The 20044-nt window shown below is 41.2% G+C and carries 17 protein-coding genes; 5 read left to right on the top strand and 12 right to left on the bottom strand.

Annotated elements, in window-relative coordinates:
• From HMPREF1139_RS01200 to HMPREF1139_RS01145, 12 genes are all read right to left on the bottom strand, one after another.
• Complete coding sequence (locus HMPREF1139_RS01200; protein WP_009649672.1) at nt 1-696, bottom strand: alpha/beta hydrolase; 696 nt, start codon at nt 694-696, stop codon at nt 1-3.
• 307 nt (nt 697-1003) lie between these two features.
• Nucleotides 1004-2368, bottom strand: coding sequence for a coproporphyrinogen III oxidase family protein (locus HMPREF1139_RS01195; RefSeq protein ID WP_009649721.1), 1365 nt, complete (start codon nt 2366-2368; stop codon nt 1004-1006).
• Nucleotides 2369-2500: 132 nt separating this feature from the next.
• Nucleotides 2501-2998, bottom strand: a complete 498-nt coding sequence (locus HMPREF1139_RS01190; RefSeq protein ID WP_009649588.1) for a YajQ family cyclic di-GMP-binding protein — start codon at nt 2996-2998, stop codon at nt 2501-2503.
• The gene (locus HMPREF1139_RS01185; RefSeq protein ID WP_009649452.1) at nt 2998-3933 is read right to left on the bottom strand and encodes a D-2-hydroxyacid dehydrogenase; all 936 of its coding nucleotides are present in this window, start codon (nt 3931-3933) and stop codon (nt 2998-3000) included. The genes HMPREF1139_RS01190 and HMPREF1139_RS01185 overlap by 1 nt, the downstream gene beginning before the upstream one ends.
• The gene (locus HMPREF1139_RS01180; protein WP_009649644.1) at nt 3930-5108 is read right to left on the bottom strand and encodes a glutathionylspermidine synthase family protein; all 1179 of its coding nucleotides are present in this window, start codon (nt 5106-5108) and stop codon (nt 3930-3932) included. The genes HMPREF1139_RS01185 and HMPREF1139_RS01180 overlap by 4 nt, the downstream gene beginning before the upstream one ends.
• 1 nt (nt 5109) lies before the next feature.
• A complete protein-coding gene (locus tag HMPREF1139_RS01175) occupies nt 5110-5721 on the bottom strand; it encodes a UPF0323 family lipoprotein (RefSeq protein ID WP_009649773.1) in 612 nt (203 codons plus the stop codon).
• Nucleotides 5722-6351 (bottom strand): helix-turn-helix domain-containing protein, encoded by a 630-nt coding sequence (locus HMPREF1139_RS01170; protein ID WP_009649709.1) that lies wholly within the window; start codon nt 6349-6351, stop codon nt 5722-5724.
• Nucleotides 6352-6459: 108 nt separating this feature from the next.
• Nucleotides 6460-6672 carry a 30S ribosomal protein S21 gene (gene rpsU / locus HMPREF1139_RS01165; protein WP_009649620.1) on the bottom strand — a complete coding sequence of 71 codons (213 nt, stop codon included), beginning with the start codon at nt 6670-6672 and terminating at the stop codon, nt 6460-6462.
• A gap of 35 nt (nt 6673-6707) precedes the next feature.
• A complete protein-coding gene (locus HMPREF1139_RS01160; RefSeq protein ID WP_232209584.1) occupies nt 6708-8054 on the bottom strand; it encodes an FAD-binding protein in 1347 nt (448 codons plus the stop codon).
• A gap of 11 nt (nt 8055-8065) precedes the next feature.
• On the bottom strand, nt 8066-9724 hold the full coding sequence (locus HMPREF1139_RS01155; RefSeq protein ID WP_009649771.1) for a sensor histidine kinase: 1659 nt from the start codon (nt 9722-9724) through the stop codon (nt 8066-8068).
• Nucleotides 9717-10379: a response regulator transcription factor gene (locus tag HMPREF1139_RS01150; protein WP_009649872.1), complete on the bottom strand. Its 663-nt coding sequence runs from the start codon at nt 10377-10379 to the stop codon at nt 9717-9719. The genes HMPREF1139_RS01155 and HMPREF1139_RS01150 overlap by 8 nt, the downstream gene beginning before the upstream one ends.
• A gap of 69 nt (nt 10380-10448) precedes the next feature.
• Nucleotides 10449-11954, bottom strand: a complete 1506-nt coding sequence (locus tag HMPREF1139_RS01145; RefSeq protein WP_009649762.1) for a flavocytochrome c — start codon at nt 11952-11954, stop codon at nt 10449-10451.
• Between the two features lie 153 nt (nt 11955-12107).
• Here HMPREF1139_RS01145 and ccoG point away from each other — a divergent pair, with 153 nt between their 5' ends.
• The 5 genes from ccoG to HMPREF1139_RS01120 all read left to right on the top strand — a co-directional run bounded on the left by ccoG (nt 12108) and on the right by HMPREF1139_RS01120 (nt 20040).
• A complete protein-coding gene (gene ccoG, locus HMPREF1139_RS01140) occupies nt 12108-13478 on the top strand; it encodes a cytochrome c oxidase accessory protein CcoG (protein WP_009649717.1) in 1371 nt (456 codons plus the stop codon).
• Between the two features lie 12 nt (nt 13479-13490).
• Nucleotides 13491-14108 (top strand): TetR/AcrR family transcriptional regulator, encoded by a 618-nt coding sequence (locus HMPREF1139_RS01135; protein ID WP_009649495.1) that lies wholly within the window; start codon nt 13491-13493, stop codon nt 14106-14108.
• Between the two features lie 259 nt (nt 14109-14367).
• On the top strand, nt 14368-15507 hold the full coding sequence (locus HMPREF1139_RS01130; protein WP_009649449.1) for an efflux RND transporter periplasmic adaptor subunit: 1140 nt from the start codon (nt 14368-14370) through the stop codon (nt 15505-15507).
• Entirely contained in the window at nt 15507-18662 is a 3156-nt protein-coding gene (locus tag HMPREF1139_RS01125) for an efflux RND transporter permease subunit (protein WP_009649592.1), read from the top strand. The genes HMPREF1139_RS01130 and HMPREF1139_RS01125 overlap by 1 nt, the downstream gene beginning before the upstream one ends.
• Complete coding sequence (locus HMPREF1139_RS01120) at nt 18655-20040, top strand: efflux transporter outer membrane subunit (protein ID WP_009649787.1); 1386 nt, start codon at nt 18655-18657, stop codon at nt 20038-20040. Before HMPREF1139_RS01125 ends, HMPREF1139_RS01120 begins: the two co-directional genes overlap by 8 nt.
• The last annotated feature ends 4 nt before the right edge of the window (nt 20041-20044 follow it).

Here is a 20044-nt window from a genome sequence, read left to right as displayed (position 1 = left end):
TCACCTGCCTAGCAGCCACGCGATGCCAGCTGCCGTGCGCTGGATGGCATTTTGGAAGTGATTGCCCTCGTTTAGCTCGAAGGTCGTTTGGATGCCGCTGTGCGCGTAAAATTGCGCGATTTGCTCTGTGTTTTCCTGCACGCTTTGAAGCACGGGATTTTTCGCCATGCACTCCTTGTCGCCCAGTGAGAAATACACGCACTCAGGCGGCGCTTTCATCTCGTGCGTGAGAGCGAATTCTTTAAAATTTGCAAACCAAAGCGAGCCCGAGACGCTCGCAACCCGCGAGAAAAAGGGGCTTTGATAGAGCACGTAGAGCGCAAACAGCCCCGCTAGCGAATACCCCGCAAGCCCGCTCCAAGCCGCCCGTCCTTTGATGAGCTCCTCCGCTCGCGGCGCGATCTGCTCCGTCAAAAGCTGCAGATACTCGTCCGCTCCGCCCGTGCATGGTGCATCGCCCTTAAACAGTGGCGGCATCGACCACGGCGACATATCGTGATCCCAGTTTAGACCCCCGATCGCCACGAGCGTGAAGTCCGCCGCACACCTCTCGCGCACCACCGCCAGCACGCGCTCACCCTCGTTTTCAAATGTGTTTAGATAGATGACGGGCATGTCCGCCTCGACGCTTGGATAGAGCGTGACCCTTTTACCCTGCACGCTAAATTCGTGCTTTTCGTAGGTTTTATTTTGCATTTTTCATCGCTCCTTGCCCGCTTGCTGGTAAAAATTATAAAAGTGTTGATAGTCTTAAACGAACGCTTCGCAAATCTTATTTGCTCCACAAAGCGCCGAACATATAGCACGATTTGCGCGGTCAGCTACCGCTTCCCTGCAAATCGGCGGCGATAGTGTCGCTTCATAAGATTTGACTACGCTAAGGTATTTAAAATTTTAGAAATCAATACTTTTTTAAAACGGAGCCAAATTATACTAATATCGATAGATAAAATCAAATAGATAAAATTTAGGCCAAGCCCCTCAAAGCGGAGCGTGCTTAAATTTACATAGCTGCGCGTGGCTGGATGATGGCTCTTTCGTAGTCGACCTCGGTATCTTCGCTCATGATGTGTAGGTTTTTGCTGCGTTTGATCTTCGCGTCGTCCTTAAATATCGCGCGCACCTTGTCCATGCCCGCGTAAAAATCGCGCATCAGCACCACGCAGATGTAGCGGCCGAAAAATGTCGGCTTTATGCAGCCGTTTTCCTCGTATATCGCATTTACGAGCTTTAGTAAATTTAGCTCGACAAATAGGTCTTTATGTATGTTGGCTCGGTTGTTTTCGTTGTATTTTAGGATGTCGACGGCTCCGTCAAAAAGCTCCGTCAAAAAGATATATTTTAGTCTTTCTTTTTTGCTAAAGCCGCATTTTGCGATGACCGGGCTCGTGCGCTCTTTTATCTTGCGGCCGTAGTCGAGCAGATTGAATGCGTTTATTACGAGCTCGCCGTCAAGAAAGCTGAACGCTCCGCTGCCAACGCCCACGTATTCGTGATTTGAGCCCACGTATTCGTCTCGCATATCGACTGAGCTTTGATTTGAAAAGGCCCAAGCGTTGCTTTGATGATACCCACCGCGGCTGAATTCATCTACGATGATCTCGTAAAATTCTCGCTCGTTATCAACGTTTGAGACGCCAAGCGACCTGGCGATATTCTCTCTTGTTAGGTCTGATTTCATTAGCGGATAGAGCGTGATTTGCTGCGGGGCGATGGATTTTGAAATTTTGATATCGTTTACGAGCTGCTCTTTTGTCTGATTTGGCAGGTTAAAGATGAGATCGAGACTAATGACCGGGAGGAAATTTAGCGCCTTTTCAAGCCTTGCTCGCACCTCTTTGGAGCTGCCGAATTTCTCAAATCTACCCACGCGCTTTAAGGTGTCGTCATCAAAGCTTTGCACGCCTACGCTTAGACGGTCGATAAGCCCGTCAAATCGCCTCAGACTTTCGGGCGAGATATGGTTTGGATCGCTTTCTGCAGAGATGTCTTCGATGTCAAAGAGCTTTTTTGCAAGGCGCAAAGTTTTTTCGAGCTCGGCCTCGTTTATCAGCGTAGTGCCGCCACCTACGTAAAGCGAGCCGAAGTTAAACCCGGCGTCCTTTACCTGTCTCATCTCCTCGCGTAAATTTTCAAAATAGATCTTAGCAAGCTCTTGTTCGTAGTGGTATTTGTGAAACGAGCAGTAAGGGCAAAATGTGTGGCAAAACGGCACGTGAGCGTAGAGCATGTATTTTTTGCCCTCGCGTGGCGTTTTGTTGTAGGTCGTGGTTAGGATGTCTATGTTAAATTCGTTGTATAAAGACTTTTGTATAGAGTTATGTGCGTAGTTTACGGCAAAGCTCTCGACAATACTTTTAAAACCCATAATTAATTACCTTGAATAAGCAGTGTTTAAATAATTCGGGTTAGGATACCTAAAATTTTATAAATTTTTACTTGTATCGGCGCCTAAAATTTACTATGTCGGACAAATTTAGCCCGAAATTTAGGGCTAAATTTATTTTAAATTTTTAAAATTTATAGGCAGTTCGAGATTTAAAGCTTTGACTAGGCGGATGCACTCTTGCAGGTCGTCTATGCTTTTACCGCTGACTCTGACCTCTTCGCCGCGTATAGTGGCTGTGACTTTGAGCTTGGCATCCTTTATGGCCTTTGTGATCTTTTTGGAATTTTCAGTATCTAGCGTATCGTTTAGCTTGAGCGTGGCTTTTATGTTGCCACCACTGGCACTCTCGCGCTTACTTTCGCTAAGTGCGACAGGCGGGATGTTTCGCTTGATGAGCTTTGAGATGACGATGTCTTTTAGTGCATCGACCTTGTTGTCGCTACTGCTTAGGATCGTGATCGTTTTGTCTTTTTCACTTAGCTCGATCTGTGCTGTGACGCCCTTGAAATCATACCTGGCTGTAAGCTCTTTTTTGGAGGTTTCCAGGGCGTTTTTGACCTCCATCATATCTACCTGCGCGCTTATGTCAAAGCTATGTTCGCTCGCCATCATCTCTCCTTTATAAAATCTTCGATATTTTTTACTATGAGCTTTATGAGCTTCTCACGCGCCTCTTTGCTCGCCCATGCGACATGCGGTGTGATGATGAGGTTGGCGCTGTTTTTTAGGTGCAAAAACGGATGGTTTGGCCTCATCGGCTCGCTTTGTAGCACGTCGATGCAAGCGCGTAAATTTTTACTGTCTATCGCTCTTGCAAGGGCGTTTTCATCGATTATACCGCCGCGTCCGAAATTCATCAAAACGGCTCCTTCTTTCATTAAATTTAGCTCGCGCTCACCGATCAGCGCTTTCGTGTTTTCATTTAGCGGTGCGTGGATGCTTATGATATCGCAAATTTTAAGCAGTTCGTTTAGCTCAAGGCGTGTGAATTCGCCGTTTTGATTTTTGCCGCTCGTGGAGTAGTAAAAGATATTCGCTCCAAATGCCGAGGCGATCCTGGCTACGCCTCGTCCTATCTCGCCAAGCCCGATAATGCCGAAATTTTTGCCTGAAATTTCACCTATGCCTTTGCTTAAATTCGTGAAAATTTCACTCTTTACCCACTCGCCGCTTTTGGCGTAGTCATCGTAAAATTTTATCTCGTTGCAAAGTCCGAGTAAGCAGGCAAAAGTGTGCTGCACTACGCTATTTGTCGAGTAGCCGGCGACATTTTTTACGACCACGCCTTTTTGTGCGGCGTAGCTCATATCGACGTTGTTTGTTCCTGTCGCGCTCACGCAGACGAGCTTTAAATTTTCGCACTCGTCCATCACGTTTTTATCGATGATGACTTTGTTTGTAATGACTACATCGGCGTTTTTTAGGCGTGCGATAGTTTCATCCTTGCTCGTCACCGCGTAGCTGATAAACTCGCCAAATCTCTTAAAAATGCTCAAATCGACGTCGTTTCCAAGTGTCAAGGCATCCAGGCAGACTATTTTCATTTTATGTAATGTCCTACGAATTTTGAAGTGTTATCTATGATCTCGCCGCCCCTACGAAAGCCTAGTGCACAGCTTTCATATGCGAAAAATACGCCCGCTTGATAGCTTTGCTCTTTGGCGTCTTTGTTGAATTCGTAAAATTCTTGATAGACCGCGCTGTTTGAGCCATAGATCCCGCTATTTTGGCTGCTTACCTCGCCGTTTGCCTCGATGATGCTCACGTTTTCGCCCTCACGACCAAATATCGGCTTTTTGACGCATTTTTTACCGACTATCGGCTCGTTTGAAGTCTCGAGCAGCAATGGATGATTCGGGTAAAGATCCCACAAAATTTTGAGTATGCCTTTGCTTTGAAAAAGCAGCGTATATGCGGGATTTAGTATGATGGCTTTTTGATTTTCGACGATATTTTTCAGTATGAGCGCTAGCTCGCCCTCCTTTATCGCGATATCCTCCCAAGGCACGAGTTTGAACCAATACTCGAAATTTTCATCACCTTTAAATATCCCGTTCTCGTCGCTAAATTCCACCTCGTCTACGTATGCAAAATCAGTCGTAAAGCCTGCTTCGCTCGCCGCACTTTGCAGCAGTTTCGTCGTATTTTCGTCCTCTATGCTGCCAGCGACCGAGCTAAATAAAATTTTCCAGCCCTCGTAATATTTGCTAAAATCGGCCGTATCGCCGTTTAAAACGACAAGGCGCTTGAAATTTTCGACCAGTGCCGTGTATAGGTCGTTAAACTGCGAGCTCTCGTCCATTTTGTTAAATTTCAGCATCGCCCACTGGATGATCGCAGTCTCAAATACCGCAGTCGGCGTGTCGGCGTTAAACTCGATCAGCTTTATGCCCTTGCCATCAAGTCCGCCCGCTAGATCAAAACGTCCGTAAAGATGCCAGTGCACCTCGTTCTCCCAGCTGTCTTTGATGAGATCGATGAGGTTAAAAGGGATACCGACCTCGTGAAAGAGGTTGTTGTCGATGATGTGCTGGGCTGCTGCGACGAACATATCGTATAGCTCGTTCGCCGCTTCGTAATACGCCTGAGCCTGCTCATCGCTCACCTCTACGATCTCGTCCGCGACGTAGTCGCTGTTGTCGGCATCAGTATGCCAAGCAAAGCCGATCTGCTCTAAAAATTCTTTATTCAAAGGCTCTATTTTTTTTAAATTTATCATCTTAACCCCCGAAAAATCCGCTCGAAGAGCCGGAGCTTTTTGAGCCGCCTCCAAAGAATCCGCTCTTTGAAGCGCCTCTTGGACTTGTCGCCGTGCTCCTTGCTTTGTTGAAGCTATCGACGCTTCTCATGTATGTGCTTGGGTTTTTATAGGCGGTTTGCCTTTGGCTTTGGAAATTTTGGTTACCAAAGAGTTTGTTGCCTATCCAGCTACCGATTATCGCGCCTGCCGCAGAGCTTAGTAAAATTTCGCCAAGGCCAGCGCCGCCGCTGCTTAGCTGGGCGTCCGGCTTTGTCAAATTTGACGTTCCGTTGTCGATCTTAGCGTTTTCCTCGGCTACTAAGGCGTCCATTTCCTCTTTTGACAAAATTCTCTCCGTACCGTCAAGCTGCTTTAAGATCACACGCGTTTCGCTGCTTGGATACTCCTCGAGTACTTTGTATTTGCCGGGTTCGGTCTCCTCGATGACGACGAACGCGCCCGTTTTTTGCGCCGCTTCGTTCATTGCGTTGGTTTGCTCGTCGTTCCTGTCGCATCCGGCTAGTCCTGCCATCACGACCGCGCCAAAGCCGCCAATAGCCGCATAAGTCGCTATCTTTTTTATATGTTTCATCTATTCTGTCACCTCTTGTAAAGTTTTATTTTTTCTGATCAGTATCACGCCGTTTTTAAATTTTATGAATTTTGAGTGATTTATCCGTTTTATTATCTTGTTTTGCACCTTTTTGATATTCTTTGGTTGCGGCGTCAAGGAGCGCAGATATTCGCCCAGGCTTATCCATTTTTTCTCGCCATCCTCGTCTATCTGCGCTTCGATGGCGGGCTCGTCGTTTTTATGCGTCAAAAAGGGCTTTTGCATCGCGTTTAGAAACTGCATCAGCTTCTCATCGCGCTCTTTGTAAATTTGCGAAATTTCGTTTTTACGCTCTATGAGCATCTGCTCTTTTTCTTTAAATAGCCGCTCTTTGTCGGCCTGAAGGTTTAAATTTGTCGCTTTCGTCTCGCTAAGCTCGGCCAATAGATATTTTACAAATTCATCGTTATTTGCGGATTTTGGGGTTTTTGTAGTAGGTTTTTTGACAGATTTTATTTCGGGCTCTTGCGCGTTTTCATCATTTAAGATGACGAATTTTTGTCCGTTTTTTTCTACGGCTTTTAAAGAACCTCGCCTTATGCGGTTATAGACCGCCTCTTTTGTTATGCCTAAAATTTCAGCTGCTTGGCCAACAGGTAGCTTTTGCATAGATTTTTCCGTTTAAGATAAATTTTAAGATTATGACAAGGCATTATAAACAAAGAAGGCTAAAACAAGAGTTAAACAAGGCGGCGTTTTAGCGCCACCGTGTTTTGGTTAGAGTCTTGACTCGTAACGTCTAAGCATATAAAGACGTTTGAGCATTTTTTTACGAGCTGAAATCTTTTGCTTTTTGCGAATTTCAGTCATAGGTTCAAAAAAGCGTCTCGCTCTGACCTCTGTTACGATGAGATTGCGATCTACTTGTTTTTTGAACTTTCTGTAAGCTTCGTCAAAAGACTCGTTCGGATGCACCTTGATTCCCGGCACGATCCTCACCACCTTTCTTTTAAAATGAAAGCGCATTATATCATATTTTTTTTATTTATTATATCGTTTGCAGCTATAAGACCAAAAACTACGCACTCCGTGCTAGATGTGCTTATGAGCCTACTCTCTCCATGGACTCCGCCAACGGCTTCACCTATGGCATATATATTTGCTATATTTTTTTGATCCGTGTCCAAAACTCTGGCATGATCGTCTACCATAACTCCACCTTGTGTATAGTTTAGCAAGGGCGCTACCTCCATTGCAAAAAAAGGTGGGCTTGATAGGGGTTTTATTTCATAGTCGTTTATTTGTTTTGAGAACTCGCTATCTATACCGTTTTTTACATCTGAATTATATATATTCACGATTTTTTCTAAAAGCTGTGCATTTATATCATAATGTAGAGCGATTTGCTCTAAAGATTCAAATTTTTTAAGTATATTTTTGCTCGTCAGATCATATAATATATCCGGATTATCAAAGTTGTCAATACCGTTTGCATCGAATATCGCAATAGGGAAAAGCTCTGAGCTTTTTGCATTCATATCAGTCAAAATTTTAAATCCAAGCTCTTGTCTTTGGATGTTTTCATTTAAAAATCTTTTGGTATTTTTTCTACTAAAAATAATGCTATACTTTATGATTTCAAGCGGAAAATCAAAAGCATATCTCATTTGCGATAAAAGGATCGGTGTCGCATTTAAGCCAAGTAAAATTTTAAGTGAATCGGCATTTGCACCAATCGAAGCCTTAGATGCTATATTCGCAGTTAAGGGATTTTGTATAGTTCTAAATTTTTTATCCCTAGCATAGCCGCCAGTTGCGAAAACGACTGCTATATTTGGTTTTACCTCATAAATATTGCCGTTTTTTAAATTCTTGATCGTTGTTATAGTAATATCATGATCTAGTTTGACATCCAAGACTTGATGCTGCACTAAAATATCACAATTTTTTAAATTTAATAGCTTGTTATGGAGTGGCGATAAGATGCTCAAAGCCCCATTTTTTGGGATAAGCGTTCTTGGTACAGAATGTCCGTCTTGCCACATAATCTCATTTTTAAATTCACATCCGTTTTGCAATAAAAAATCAAGCCCATATTTTGAATTTTGCACAAGCTTTTTAGTTAGATTTATATGATTGAGCCCATTTGTTAGCTTACTGATATCTTGCAAAAATATATCTTCGTTATCTATTATGTTTGCTTTATGTTGCATTTTAGAGCCACAAACAGCCATCCTTAAGGTACTTAATGACGATGTCCCTCCCAAATGAGCTAGCTTTTCTATAACAAGAACATTTAGATTGCTTAAAGCGCACTTTAGAGCGCATACACTTCCGCTTAATCCACTTCCTATAACTATTACATCATACATCATTATATCTTTTACAAATCATTAAAGCTTATTTCAAATTTAGCGCCGATCTTGCCATCTAATTCTTGATTGCAAACTTTTATAGTACCATTCATATTATCTACGATTATCATTTTTGACATATATAGCCCTATGCCTGTACCTTGGAAAGAGTGTTTCGTCGTGAAATAGGGATCAAATATTTTATCTATTATATTTTCATCTATCCCGCCAGCATTGTCTTGAATAAGTATTTTAATAGTTTTATTAATATTTGATATATCTACTCGTATCCTTTTGTTTGTTATTAAGGAGTTTAAAAAGGCATCTTTTGAATTTGAAAGTATATTTAATATAGCTTGTGAAAATTCGTTTTTATAGCCATAAATTTTAGCATTCTCTTTTTTGCATATTATGTCAAATTTTATATTATTTGCATCAAGAGAGCTTTTAATAATAGCAAACGACCTTACGATGGCATCCATGACGTTGAAACTCTCTTTTTCTTTATCCGGTCTATAGAAATTTCTAAAATCATCTATTGTTCCTGACATATAGTTGATTATATTACTTTCTTCGTTTATCTTTTCATAAAATAACTCTTTTGTTAATTTATTTTTTTCAAATAGCGCTTCTAGAAGCATTAGTATAGAGGATAACTGCATCAGCGGCTGCCTCCATTGATGTGCGATATTTGCTATCATTTCACCAGTTCCCGCTAATTTTGATTGATATATAAGAAGCTTGTCCTGTTGCCTAGCTTTTTTTAATGCTATGTCTATTTTTTTATTTAATATTAAATTTGATCTTTCTAGTCTTGATATTAAAAAATTAAATACAAAATTTAAACTTATAATGGCTAATACAAAAAATATTAGAGAAAATATGATGTTTTTTAGTATTGACTCATCATAAAATTTATCTTTACTTGTAATATCAAGCAAAAATATACCTTTTGCCATCTCTTCATCGTTTATGTTTTTTATGATAAAGTTATTTATGATAAAGGAATTCTCTTTTATTAAAATTCTACTATGATCTGATGTCGTATCTATCGTTTGACCACCAAATTTTATATTATCTTGGTTTTTAACGATAAAGCCAATGCTCCCATCAAAATATTGCAAATTTTTAAGTAGTGCATTTGGGTCTAAAACGACTTCTATAAAGCCAAGGTTTCTGCCTTTTTCAAATATCCCAAATACCAATACAAATTCCAGCTCTTTATTATTTTCTATAACATCAAAAATAGCGTTATTTTCATAGGTTATTTTATCTTGATAAATGCTATATCTTAAAAAATTATTTTCATTGAAAATAAGCATATTTTTACTTGTTTTAAATTTCAAATCTTTATCTATAAAAAATACGTTTTTTAAAAATTTATCTCTACTTTTAAAATATGAAAAGTAGAAGCTAAGCTCCTTCATGATTTTGGTGTTATTATTGTTTTTTAGCTCTTTAATGATCTCTTTTTTTGTAAAATATGAAGCGAGCGGCCTATATTTGTCGAATTCATTATTCAAAAAAGATTTATAGAAATTTTCAAATGATTTTTGATACGAAATATGAATTTGCTTTATATAGGTTTCGTAGAATATAGAATTTTGATATATTTGAGACGATGATAAAATAATCATTAGCGTTAATACAAAAATCAAGCTTTTAGTTTTGGCTGTAATTTTACTCATATATTATATAGCCTAGACCTTTTTTGTTTATAATTATATCTTGTCCGATTTTTTTTCTTAAATTTTTAAGTAAAGATTTTAGTGCGTCCTCGCTCATTTCCTCGCCTGCATATACATATTCTTCGATAATGTAGCTTGAAATTATTTTACCGCGATTCATTAAAAGTAGTTCTAATAACAAGCTTTCTTTTTTGTTTAGAGCTACCGTATGACCGCTAATATCTATTGTTTTATTTTTACTCGAATAAAAAATATCATCTCTTAATCTCGTCTTTTCGTCAAATTTTGGTTTTAGCGCAAATTCTAGAGCTTCAAATAAAGTTTTTTTATCAAAGGGCTTTGTTATAAATTTTGTTATAAAAAGCTCAACTGCTTTTAGAAGATGATTTGTGTCTGTATGTGCTGTTACGATAACTGCAGGGATGTTCGGATCTTTTTTTCTGATTATTTTTAAGGCATCAAGTCCGTCTAGATGCGGCATGCAAATATCTATAAGAAGTATATCTGGAGCATAAAGTCTATATAGCTCTAAAAGCTCTAGTCCATCTTTTGCTATAAAAACATTTTTAAAATAAATTTTAAGCAAAGATGAGATGTTTTGAGAAATCCCTTGCTCGTCTTCTGCGTAAAGTATGCTAAAATTACTAAAATCCATGCATTAACCTTTTGTTTTTAATCATAGCACAAAAGGCTTAAACGCCAGCATTTTACTGGCGTTTATAATCTAGCTTTTTAGGATAAATTCTCCAGCTATCATAGCAGAAGTTATACAATCAGGCACCGAACAACTTGTGAGTCTGCTAAAGCCATGCACCCCGCCAGTAGCCTCACCAACAGCGTATAAATTTTTGATAGGTTCATTGGTTTGCAGATCAAGAACCTCAAAATTTAAATTTACTCTCACACCACCTTGCGTATAGCTAACTCCAGGGGCTGCCAATATGGCATAAAACGGTGCTTTTTGTATTGATGAGACCATTTTTTTAGTAAAGTCTTTTTTGAAATCATCATCTGATTTTTTGGATATAAATCCGTTATATCTTTCTATTTCGCTTTTTAATACATTAACGTCAAGCTTAAAATCATTTGTCAAAGCCTCAATAGTGTCAAACTTTTTCATCTTTCCTAAATTTAAAAAGTTTTTTAACCTATTGATATCATGACTTTGATTAAAGCCAGTGTCATCAAAAATAATAACAGGAAATAGCGTCGTATCTGTGTTTTGCATATTTTCTAAAATGTTATTTGAAAGTGTTTGCCTGTCGCCATCTTCGTTCATAAATCTCTTTGAGGTTTTACCATTTACTATTATGGAAAATATCAAATCCTCTGTAGGAATCCCAAAAGAGTATCTGGCCAAACTAAGCTGTACTGGTGTCGCTTTAGCTTTTAGCATTGTCTTTAGCGCCCCTGCTGTAGCACCAGGATTTGACGGAGTCGTTGCCAATGATAGTCTTGGATTTTGTATAAACTTAAATTCTTTATCAGCGGAGTAACCACCGCTAGCAAATATTACCGCTTTATTTGCTTTGTAGTATTTGACTACTCCTGATGTATTTTCTTTATCGTCATCTTTTAGACTTTTGTCAAATTTATACTCTTCTCTTACTTTTAATCCTATAACCCTTCCTTCTGTGTCCTTTAATATCTCATCGGCTTTCACTCTTTTAAATATGCTTCCGCCTTTTGTTTCAAAATGGGCGTTTAGAGTTTGTAGGCAAACCCCGCCGCCACCGATGGTTTCTAGGCTTCTGGCGACACTATGCCCGCCAAGATGTTTTAATTTATTTGCATATTTGACACCTCTAGCTTTCATAAATTCATAAGCTCTTTTTGAATTTTCGGCTATTCTGCGGGATTGTGCCACGTCATTGAAACCTTTACCTGCATTGTTTAAATCTTTTATAAAAAGTTCGACTGAATCTTTTATGCCCTCTTTTTTCTGTATGTCAGACCCTACGCAAGCAAAGTCAAGCTGAGAGATTATAGAATTTCCACCGGCTCTTGACATCTTTTCTAGCAGTACCGTTTTTAGTCCGCCTTCGGCAGCGACTATACCGGCAACGTTTGCGCTGAGGCCGCTTCCAACGATCAAGACATCAAATTCTTGATCCCACTTTATCTCATTGTTCGGCTTTTCGTCGCCATTTAAATTTACAGCTCCAACTGCACTGGCAGATAGCGCGACTATGCTTGATTTTATAAATTTCCGTCTTGAAATATTATGCATAATATCTCCTTTCTTTAAGATTTTAAAATTATATATGGCAAAAGTGTCAAAAAAGTGTATCTTAATGAAAATTCAAATATTTTTAACTTATAATTAATCAAAAAATATAATTATTTTGTAACTATCATTTATAAAATTTATTAAGGGTTGTTTATGAGTAACGAAAAAGTTAGAAACTACTTTAAATACACGTATAAACGCTATATTGTTTATGCATTGATCACCTTTACCGCTCTTGTTTTGCCGTTTATCCGTATAGATGGCAATCATCTATTTTTGCTAAATTTCGACAAAAGCCAGCTTCATCTATTTTTCGTAAAATTTGATATGCAAGAGCTTTATTTGATGCCGTTTTTGTTCATCATCCTATTTTTATTCGTATTTTTTGTAACGACGCTGGCAGGGCGCATTTGGTGCGGCTGGAGCTGTCCGCAGACGATATTTCGCGTGATCTTTCGCGATCTTTTGCAGACTAAAATTTTAAAGATAAACAAAAGCGTCCAAAATAAGCAGCAAGCGGCAAAGGAGCAAATTCTAAAACAAATTTCAGCCATTTTTATCTGGGCTATCATCTGCGTGCTCATAGCCTCGAATTTTTTATGGTATTTCGTGCCGCCGGAGGATTTTTTTGCTTATTTAAAGGATGGTTCCGAGCATAAAATTTTGATAGGATTTCTCGCCTGTATCGTGCTTTGGCTCGTTTATGACGTTGCGATCTTGGCTGAGAATTTTTGCGTTTATGTTTGCCCGTATGCGAGGGTGCAGTCGGTGATGTTTGACAGCGATACGATCCAAGTCATCTACAACGAGCAGCGCGGCGGTAAAATTTACGATAAAGGTGTAAAACTTTACAAAAAGCCGCCAGATCCCGAAAGTCAATGCACCGGCTGTGAGGCTTGCGTGAGAATTTGCCCAACTCATATCGATATAAGAAAAGGTATGCAGCTTGAGTGCATAAACTGCCTTGAATGCTCTGACGCATGTGCAAAAGTAATGGCGAAATTTAGCCTTCCTTCGTTGATAGACTGGACGAGCGACAACTCACAAAAAACTCACCGAAAGGTAAAATTTATACGCTTTAGGACGGCAGCTTATCTCGTTATCTTAATCGTAGCTTTTGTTGGACTCATCCTAATGAGTGGCAAAAAAGAGCATATGCTTTTAAACATCAACCGCACCAGCGAACTTTACAGCGTGGGTAGGGACGGAAGCGTTGAAAATTCTTATGTATTTTTGTTTCAAAACACCGATAATAAGGAACATGAATATTATTTTGACACTAATGACACAAATTTAAAAATAGTCCGCCCAAACAGCCCGGTGCGCATAAAAGCCGGTGCGAAGCAAAAGACGATAGTCACGCTAAGATCACTAAATTTAAACCAAAATTTCAAAAATGATATGCCGATTTCTATTATGATAAACGCATTTGCAATAGACGAGCAACGTAAAATAAACGTAAATCGTGAAACTATATTTGTGTATCCTAAAAAAATACGCTACAATAATGAGTTTAAAAATTAATAGGAGAAATTTATGAATATTTCAGAAAAGGGCAAAAAGAGATACGAGATCATAATGCAAACGGGTCTCGAGCTATTTTTGGAGAAGGGCTATGAGCATACGAGTCTTAGCGACATAGTCGCCAAAGGTGGAGGTTCGCTTGCTAGCGTTTATAAGTATTTTACTAACAAAGAGGGGCTTTTTGCCGCGATAATGGAGAAAAATTTCGATGATTTTTGTAAGGAGCTCGATGAGAAGGTAAATTTAAAGCCTTCAAAGAGCTTGGAGGAAATTTTATATAGGTTTGGATTGCTTTATTTCGATATATTTTGCAAGCCTTACTCCATAGCGCTTTCTAGGCTCATAATAAGCGAATGCTATAAAAATAAGGAGCTTGGCGAGCGATTTAACGTAAATATAATCAAAAGAACATGTGGAATTTTGACTAAATATTTCTCAAGAGACGATGTCGCGCCGCATATAAAAGAGTATGACTACGAGGAGCTTGCACTGAAATTTTGCGCTCTTATACGAGAGCCCTATCACCTAAGCGGCGTGATACTAGGTGAAGATATAAATTTGAGCGAGACCCAAAAAGAAAAGATGATCCAAAGCGTAGTCGATCTGTTTTTACACGGAATTTATAAATAAAACCTCGGTCTAAGTTAGCCTTAAGGGCGAAATTTTAATTGCATGTGCGGTCGTGGCCGCTTTTTAACAGAGTTTAAAATCGTTTTAAATTTAAACGGCCGTTTTGACTGCGCTTGGGTGACGAATAATATAACTAAAATTTTTTAATAATATTATTGATTTGTTTAATATTTAAAAGTATAATCGTCCATTCTAAACAGGTGATGTAATGTATATTGCTTTAGTTTCAGGCAATAAAATTTACTAAGGAGAATTTTAAATGGGCAAGCTTACAAATTTATCGCTCGCTTTAGTGGCGGCTCTGTTTTTTACGGGTTGCTTGGATGATCTAAACATCTTTAAAAAAGACAAAGCTCAAGCGGCAGCATCTGCTATGCCTCCGGCTCAGGTCGATGTCGTGGTTGCTAAAAAGGGCGATTATCCGATGAGCTTTAACTACCCTGCTCGCATACAAAGCGAACAAGATGTGATCATCAAGCCAAAGGTTTCAGGAACGCTCTTAAAGCAAAATTTCAAGGCAGGCGATACCGTGAAAGAGGGTCAAGTGCTTTTTGTCATCGATCCTGAGAAGTATCAAGCCACTTATGAGTCCTCAAAAGCGAGCATAGCGCAAGCCGAGGCGAATTTAAAAAATGCCAAAAACGAGATGGAGCGCGTCAAAAAGCTCTTTGCCCAAAAAGCCCTCTCTCAAAAAGATTATGACTCCGCACTTGCTACGTATGAAAGCGCCGACGCTACGCTAAAAAGCGCAATCGCATCTACTAAAAGTGCTAAGCTGGACCTTGGCTATACGAACGTCACGGCTCCATTTAGCGGCATGGTGGGCGAAAATTTAGTCGATGTCGGAGCCTACATAGCAGCTGGCTCTACCGAGCTGGTGAGGCTGACCAAGATCGATCCTATCGATGTTAGGTTTTATATATCCGATATAGACGAGCTAAATAGGGCTAAAAATATAGATCAAAACAGCTGGGAGCAGATAAATAAAGAGGCTATACTGACCGTAGACGGGCAAAATTTTGAAGGCAAAGTGAAATTTATAGATAGCACCGTCGATGTAAATAGCGGCGGCGTTTTAGCCAAGGCTGAATTTGAAAACAAAGACGGCAAGCTTTTGCCCGGAGTGTTCGCTAGAATTTCGATGAACGGCTTCGTGCAAAAAGATAGCTTTGCTATCCCTCAAGTAGCCATACTCCAAGATACCGTTAGCCCTTATGTCTATCTTGTAAAAGACGGCAAAGTAGTCAAAAAAAGCATAAAGATCATATATCAAACCGTTACTGAAGCCTACGTGAAAGAAGGGCTCGAAGAGGGCGACGTGATCATACTAAATAACTTCAAAAAGATAGGCCCGGGCTCTAGCGTCCAGCCTGATACGCAAGGCAAGGAGAACAAATAATGTTTTCTAAATTTTTTATCAATCGCCCGATATTTGCCGCGGTCATATCGATAATCATCGTTATCGCGGGGTTCGTGTCGATCAGGGGATTGCCGATAGAAGAGTATCCAAAGCTCACTCCTCCTGAGGTAAGCGTCAGCGCCTCCTATACGGGAGCAAATGCAGAGATCATAGCAAGCACGGTGGCTTCGATCCTTGAAGACGAGATAAACGGTGTTGAAAATATGATCTACATGCAAAGCACCTCAAGCTCGAGCGGTACTATGAGTATAAGCGTGTATTTCAATATCGGCTCAAATTCCAAACAAGCGACTATCGACGTCAATAACCGCGTCCAAGCGGCCCTTGCTCGTTTGCCTCAAGAGGTGCAGCAAGTAGGTGTCACTGTCAGAGAAAGAAGTAGCTCTATCCTAGAGGTCGTAGCATTTACGACGGATGATCCTAGTATGAATAAACGCGACTTGGCAAACTATGTCTTGCTAAACATTTCAGATGAGATAAAACGTGTAAAAGGCGTGGGTGACGTAGCTGTCATAGGAAATCAAAGCTATGCGATGAGAATTTGGCTAAAGCCTGACGAGCTATCTAAATTTAACATAAGCGTATCTGAAGTCTTAAGCGCTATAAAGACTCAAAATTCTCAATACGCAGCCGGAACTATCGGCGAGCCGCCTTTGCAAGATGCTAAAAACCCTTATGTCTATTCTATCAAGTCTGATGGACGTTATTCTAATGTCAGTCAGTTTGAAAATATCGTTTTAAGGGCCAACAGCGACGGCACTATGCTAAAACTAAAGCAAGTCGCCGATATCGATATAGGCATGCAAAGCTACTCGTTTAACGGCTTTTTAAATAACCAAACCATGGTGCCGATGCTAGTATTTTTACAAAACGATGCAAACGCACTTCAGACCGCACAATCAGTCGCTCAAAGGCTAAACGAGCTATCCGCCAGCTATCCGGAAGGGTTTAAACATACGGTCTCTTACGATACTACGACATTCGTTCAAGTCTCTATCGAAGAGGTCGTAAAAACCTTTGTTGAAGCAATGCTACTTGTTATGATAGTTATGTATTTTTTCTTAAAGAGCATAAGAGCGACCATCATACCGATGCTAGCGGTGCCGGTATCTATCATAGGCACGTTTGCAGGATTTTACGCGATGGGATTTTCGATAAATTTGATAACCCTTTTTGCGCTTATCCTTGCCATCGGTATCGTCGTTGATGATGCGATCATCGTAATAGAAAACGTAGAGCGTATAATGCACGAAGAGCCCGATATAAGCGTAAAAGACGCAGCTATCAAGGCTATGGAAGAGGTCGCCACGCCAGTCATCTCTATCGTGCTCGTCCTCTCGGCGGTTTTCGTGCCGGTTGCTTTTATGGAGGGCTTTGTCGGCGTCATACAAAGGCAGTTTGCGCTTACGCTCGTCGTTTCGGTATGTCTATCCGGATTTGTGGCGCTTACGCTCACGCCGGCACTTGCGGCTATCATGCTAAAGCGCGGTGAAAACAAACCGTTTTGGATAGTTCAGAAATTTAACGATTTCTTCGACTGGAGCACGAAGATGTTTTCAGCAGGCGTGGCCAAAGTGCTCAGACACGTCATACCAAGCCTTATCATCGTTGCAGTCGTTATCTTTGCCATGAGCGGACTTTTTAAAACGCTTCCTTCAAGCCTCGTGCCAAGCGAAGATAAGGGATATTTCATGGTCATATCATCTCTACCCCCCGCTTCAGCGATAGCTAGGACAGTAAAAGAGAATAAAAAAATGACCGAGACGCTGATGGCTGATCCAAATATCGAGAGGATTACTGGATTTGCAGGGTATGATTTGCTAGCCGGAGCGCTTCGCGAAAATTCTATGGTATTTTTCGTACGCACTACCGACTGGAGCAAGAGAAAGACTGCAGATAGCAGCATAGACGCGCTAGTCAATAAATATAACGGAGTGTTTTATCCGTCAAAAGAGAGCTTGAGCTTTGCGGTAAATTTACCGCCGATAATGGGTCTATCCATGACAGGTGGCTTTGAGATGTATCTGCAAAACAGAAGCGGCAAAAGCTACCAGCAAATCGAAGAAGACGTCTTGAAAGTAGTCGCCAAGGCTAGGACTCGTCCTGAGCTGACAAGCGTCAGAACGACACTTGAGACGAATTTCCCGCGATATGACATAAGCGTAGACTATGAAAAGGCAAATTTGCTAGGAGTGAGCAAATCGGATATATTTAGCGCTCTTGCAGCGACGATAGGCTCATACTACGTAAATGACTTTAGCATGCTCGGCAAGACTTACCGCGTTTATGTGAGGGCTAAGGATACCTTTAGGAATTCGCCCGAAGATCTGAGGAGTATTTTCGTAAAAAGCTCGAACGGAGACATGGTCTCTCTAAATTCCGTAGCGACTCTTACAAGAAGCATGGGACCTGATATAGTCGATAGGTTCAACCTTTTCCCTGCGGCTAAGGTCTTGGGCGATCCGGCTGCCGGCTACACCTCCGGCGATGCGCTAAATGCTATCCAAGAGGTCGTCAAAGAGACGCTAAGTGACGCCGAATACTCAGTCGCATGGTCAGGGACTGCGTATCAGGAGGTCAATGCCTCCGGAACGGGAACTACAGCGTTCATCTTTGGTATGGTTTTTGTCTTCTTGATCCTAGCGGCTCAATACGAGCGCTGGCTCATCCCGCTTGCGGTCATCACGGCCGTGCCTTTTGCGGTTTTTGGCTCGCTTCTTGCGACATGGGCTAGAGGGCTTACGAACGATGTTTATTTTCAAGTCGGTCTGCTTTTGCTCATCGGTCTATCAGCTAAAAACGCGATCTTGATCGTAGAATTTGCGATGCAAGAGCGCGAGAGCGGTAAGAGCGTGTTCGATGCAGCTATCAGTGCAGCAAAGCTTAGGTTCCGTCCTATCGTCATGACCTCTATCGCATTTACGCTTGGCGTTTTCCCGATGGTCATCTCGACCGGTGCGGGTGCTGCCAGTAGGCACTCGTTAGGCACAGGCGTCGTAGGCGGCATGATAGCGGCATCTACGATCTCGATATTTTTCGTGCCTTTATTTTATTATTTGCTTGAAAATTTAAATGAGAAATTCTGGAACAAAGGCAAGGTTGTTAAACGCGACGGAGGTGAAGTAAATGCGTAACATAGCTATTTTTATCATCGCTTTGTTTATGGCCGGTTGCTCGTTTAGACCTGCTATGCCAGAGACCAATACCACGTTTGAGTATAAATACGAAAGCAGCGACATCAATGATTATTGGTGGAAGGAATTTAACGACGAGAGGCTAAATGCACTGGTCGAGAACGCCCTCAAAAACAATATCGATCTAAAGCTCGCCTATATAAATTTACAAAAAGCGGCTTTGACGCTTAAAAATTCCAAGGCGGACCTTTTCCCGACTGTGGGCATAAACGCCGAAGCGAGCAAGGCCAGGACGAGCGGCGAGACTTACACCGGGCAAGATAATGTAAAATACGATAGCTTCTCGCTTAATGCCGTGCTAAACTACGAGGTCGATCTTTGGGGCAGGGTACGAAACTCTATCGCCTCATCGGATGCGCTTTTGCAAGCTAGTAAGTATGACTACGCAAACTCAAGGCTCACTATCGCCTCAAACGTAGCTCAAGCCTACTTCACGCTGGTGTCTTTGAGGATGCAAGAGCGTGTGTTAGAAGATACCCTTGCCAGCTACATAGATACGATGAACTACCGCAAAAAGCAGCTCGATGCTGGCAGTATAACGCAAATGGTCTATCTGCAAAGCGTAGCGTCGGTCCAAAGTGCGCAGATCAGCCTCACTGACGTGAAAAATTCCATCGTAAGCGCTTCAAATTCTCTAGCCATACTTTGCGCGAAGAGCAATGACGAAATTTTAAACCAGATCGTAGCCACCAGCGCCACACTACCTGATGCACCGCAGGTAAATGCCGGCATCAGCTCCGATATCTTACTTCGTAGAAGCGATGTGGCGAGCGCTTACGAGAGCCTAAAAAGCTCGAACGCACTGATCGGCGTGGCTAAAGCGGCTTATTTTCCTACGCTTTCTTTGACCGGAATTTTTGGCTTTAGCTCAGTGGAATTTGATAGACTGTTCGTGCAAAATGCAAATACTTGGTCGCTCGCAGGCTCTTTAGCGCAGACTGTATTTGACTACGGCAGACGGGCAAATAACGTAGAGATCGCCGAGCTCACTCAAAGTGCAAACGCTCTAAGCTATGAAAAGACGATAAAAACGGCTCTTGGCGAGGTCAAAGTCGCCCTAGAGGACCGTAAAAACGCTATGCAAGTCTGGCAAGATACAAAAAGGCTGCTAAGCTCTCAAGATGAAATTTATCGCTTGGCAAAGGCTCAATACGACGCCGGATACAGCGATCATCTCACCTTCCTCGATGCGCAGCGAAATTTACTGAGCACCAGACTAAGCGCGATAAGCGCACAGCTAAATTTAGATAACGCGGCCATTGAAATTTACAAGGTATTTGGTGGCGGGTTTAAGGCCAAACAAACGGATCAAAAATAAAATT

This window comes from Campylobacter sp. FOBRC14 (assembly GCF_000287855.1).
GTDB classification, from domain to species: Bacteria; Campylobacterota; Campylobacteria; order Campylobacterales; family Campylobacteraceae; genus Campylobacter_A; species Campylobacter_A curvus.
Note: the sequence above shows the minus strand (reverse complement) of the source record. Positions and strands in the feature narration are given on the sequence as shown.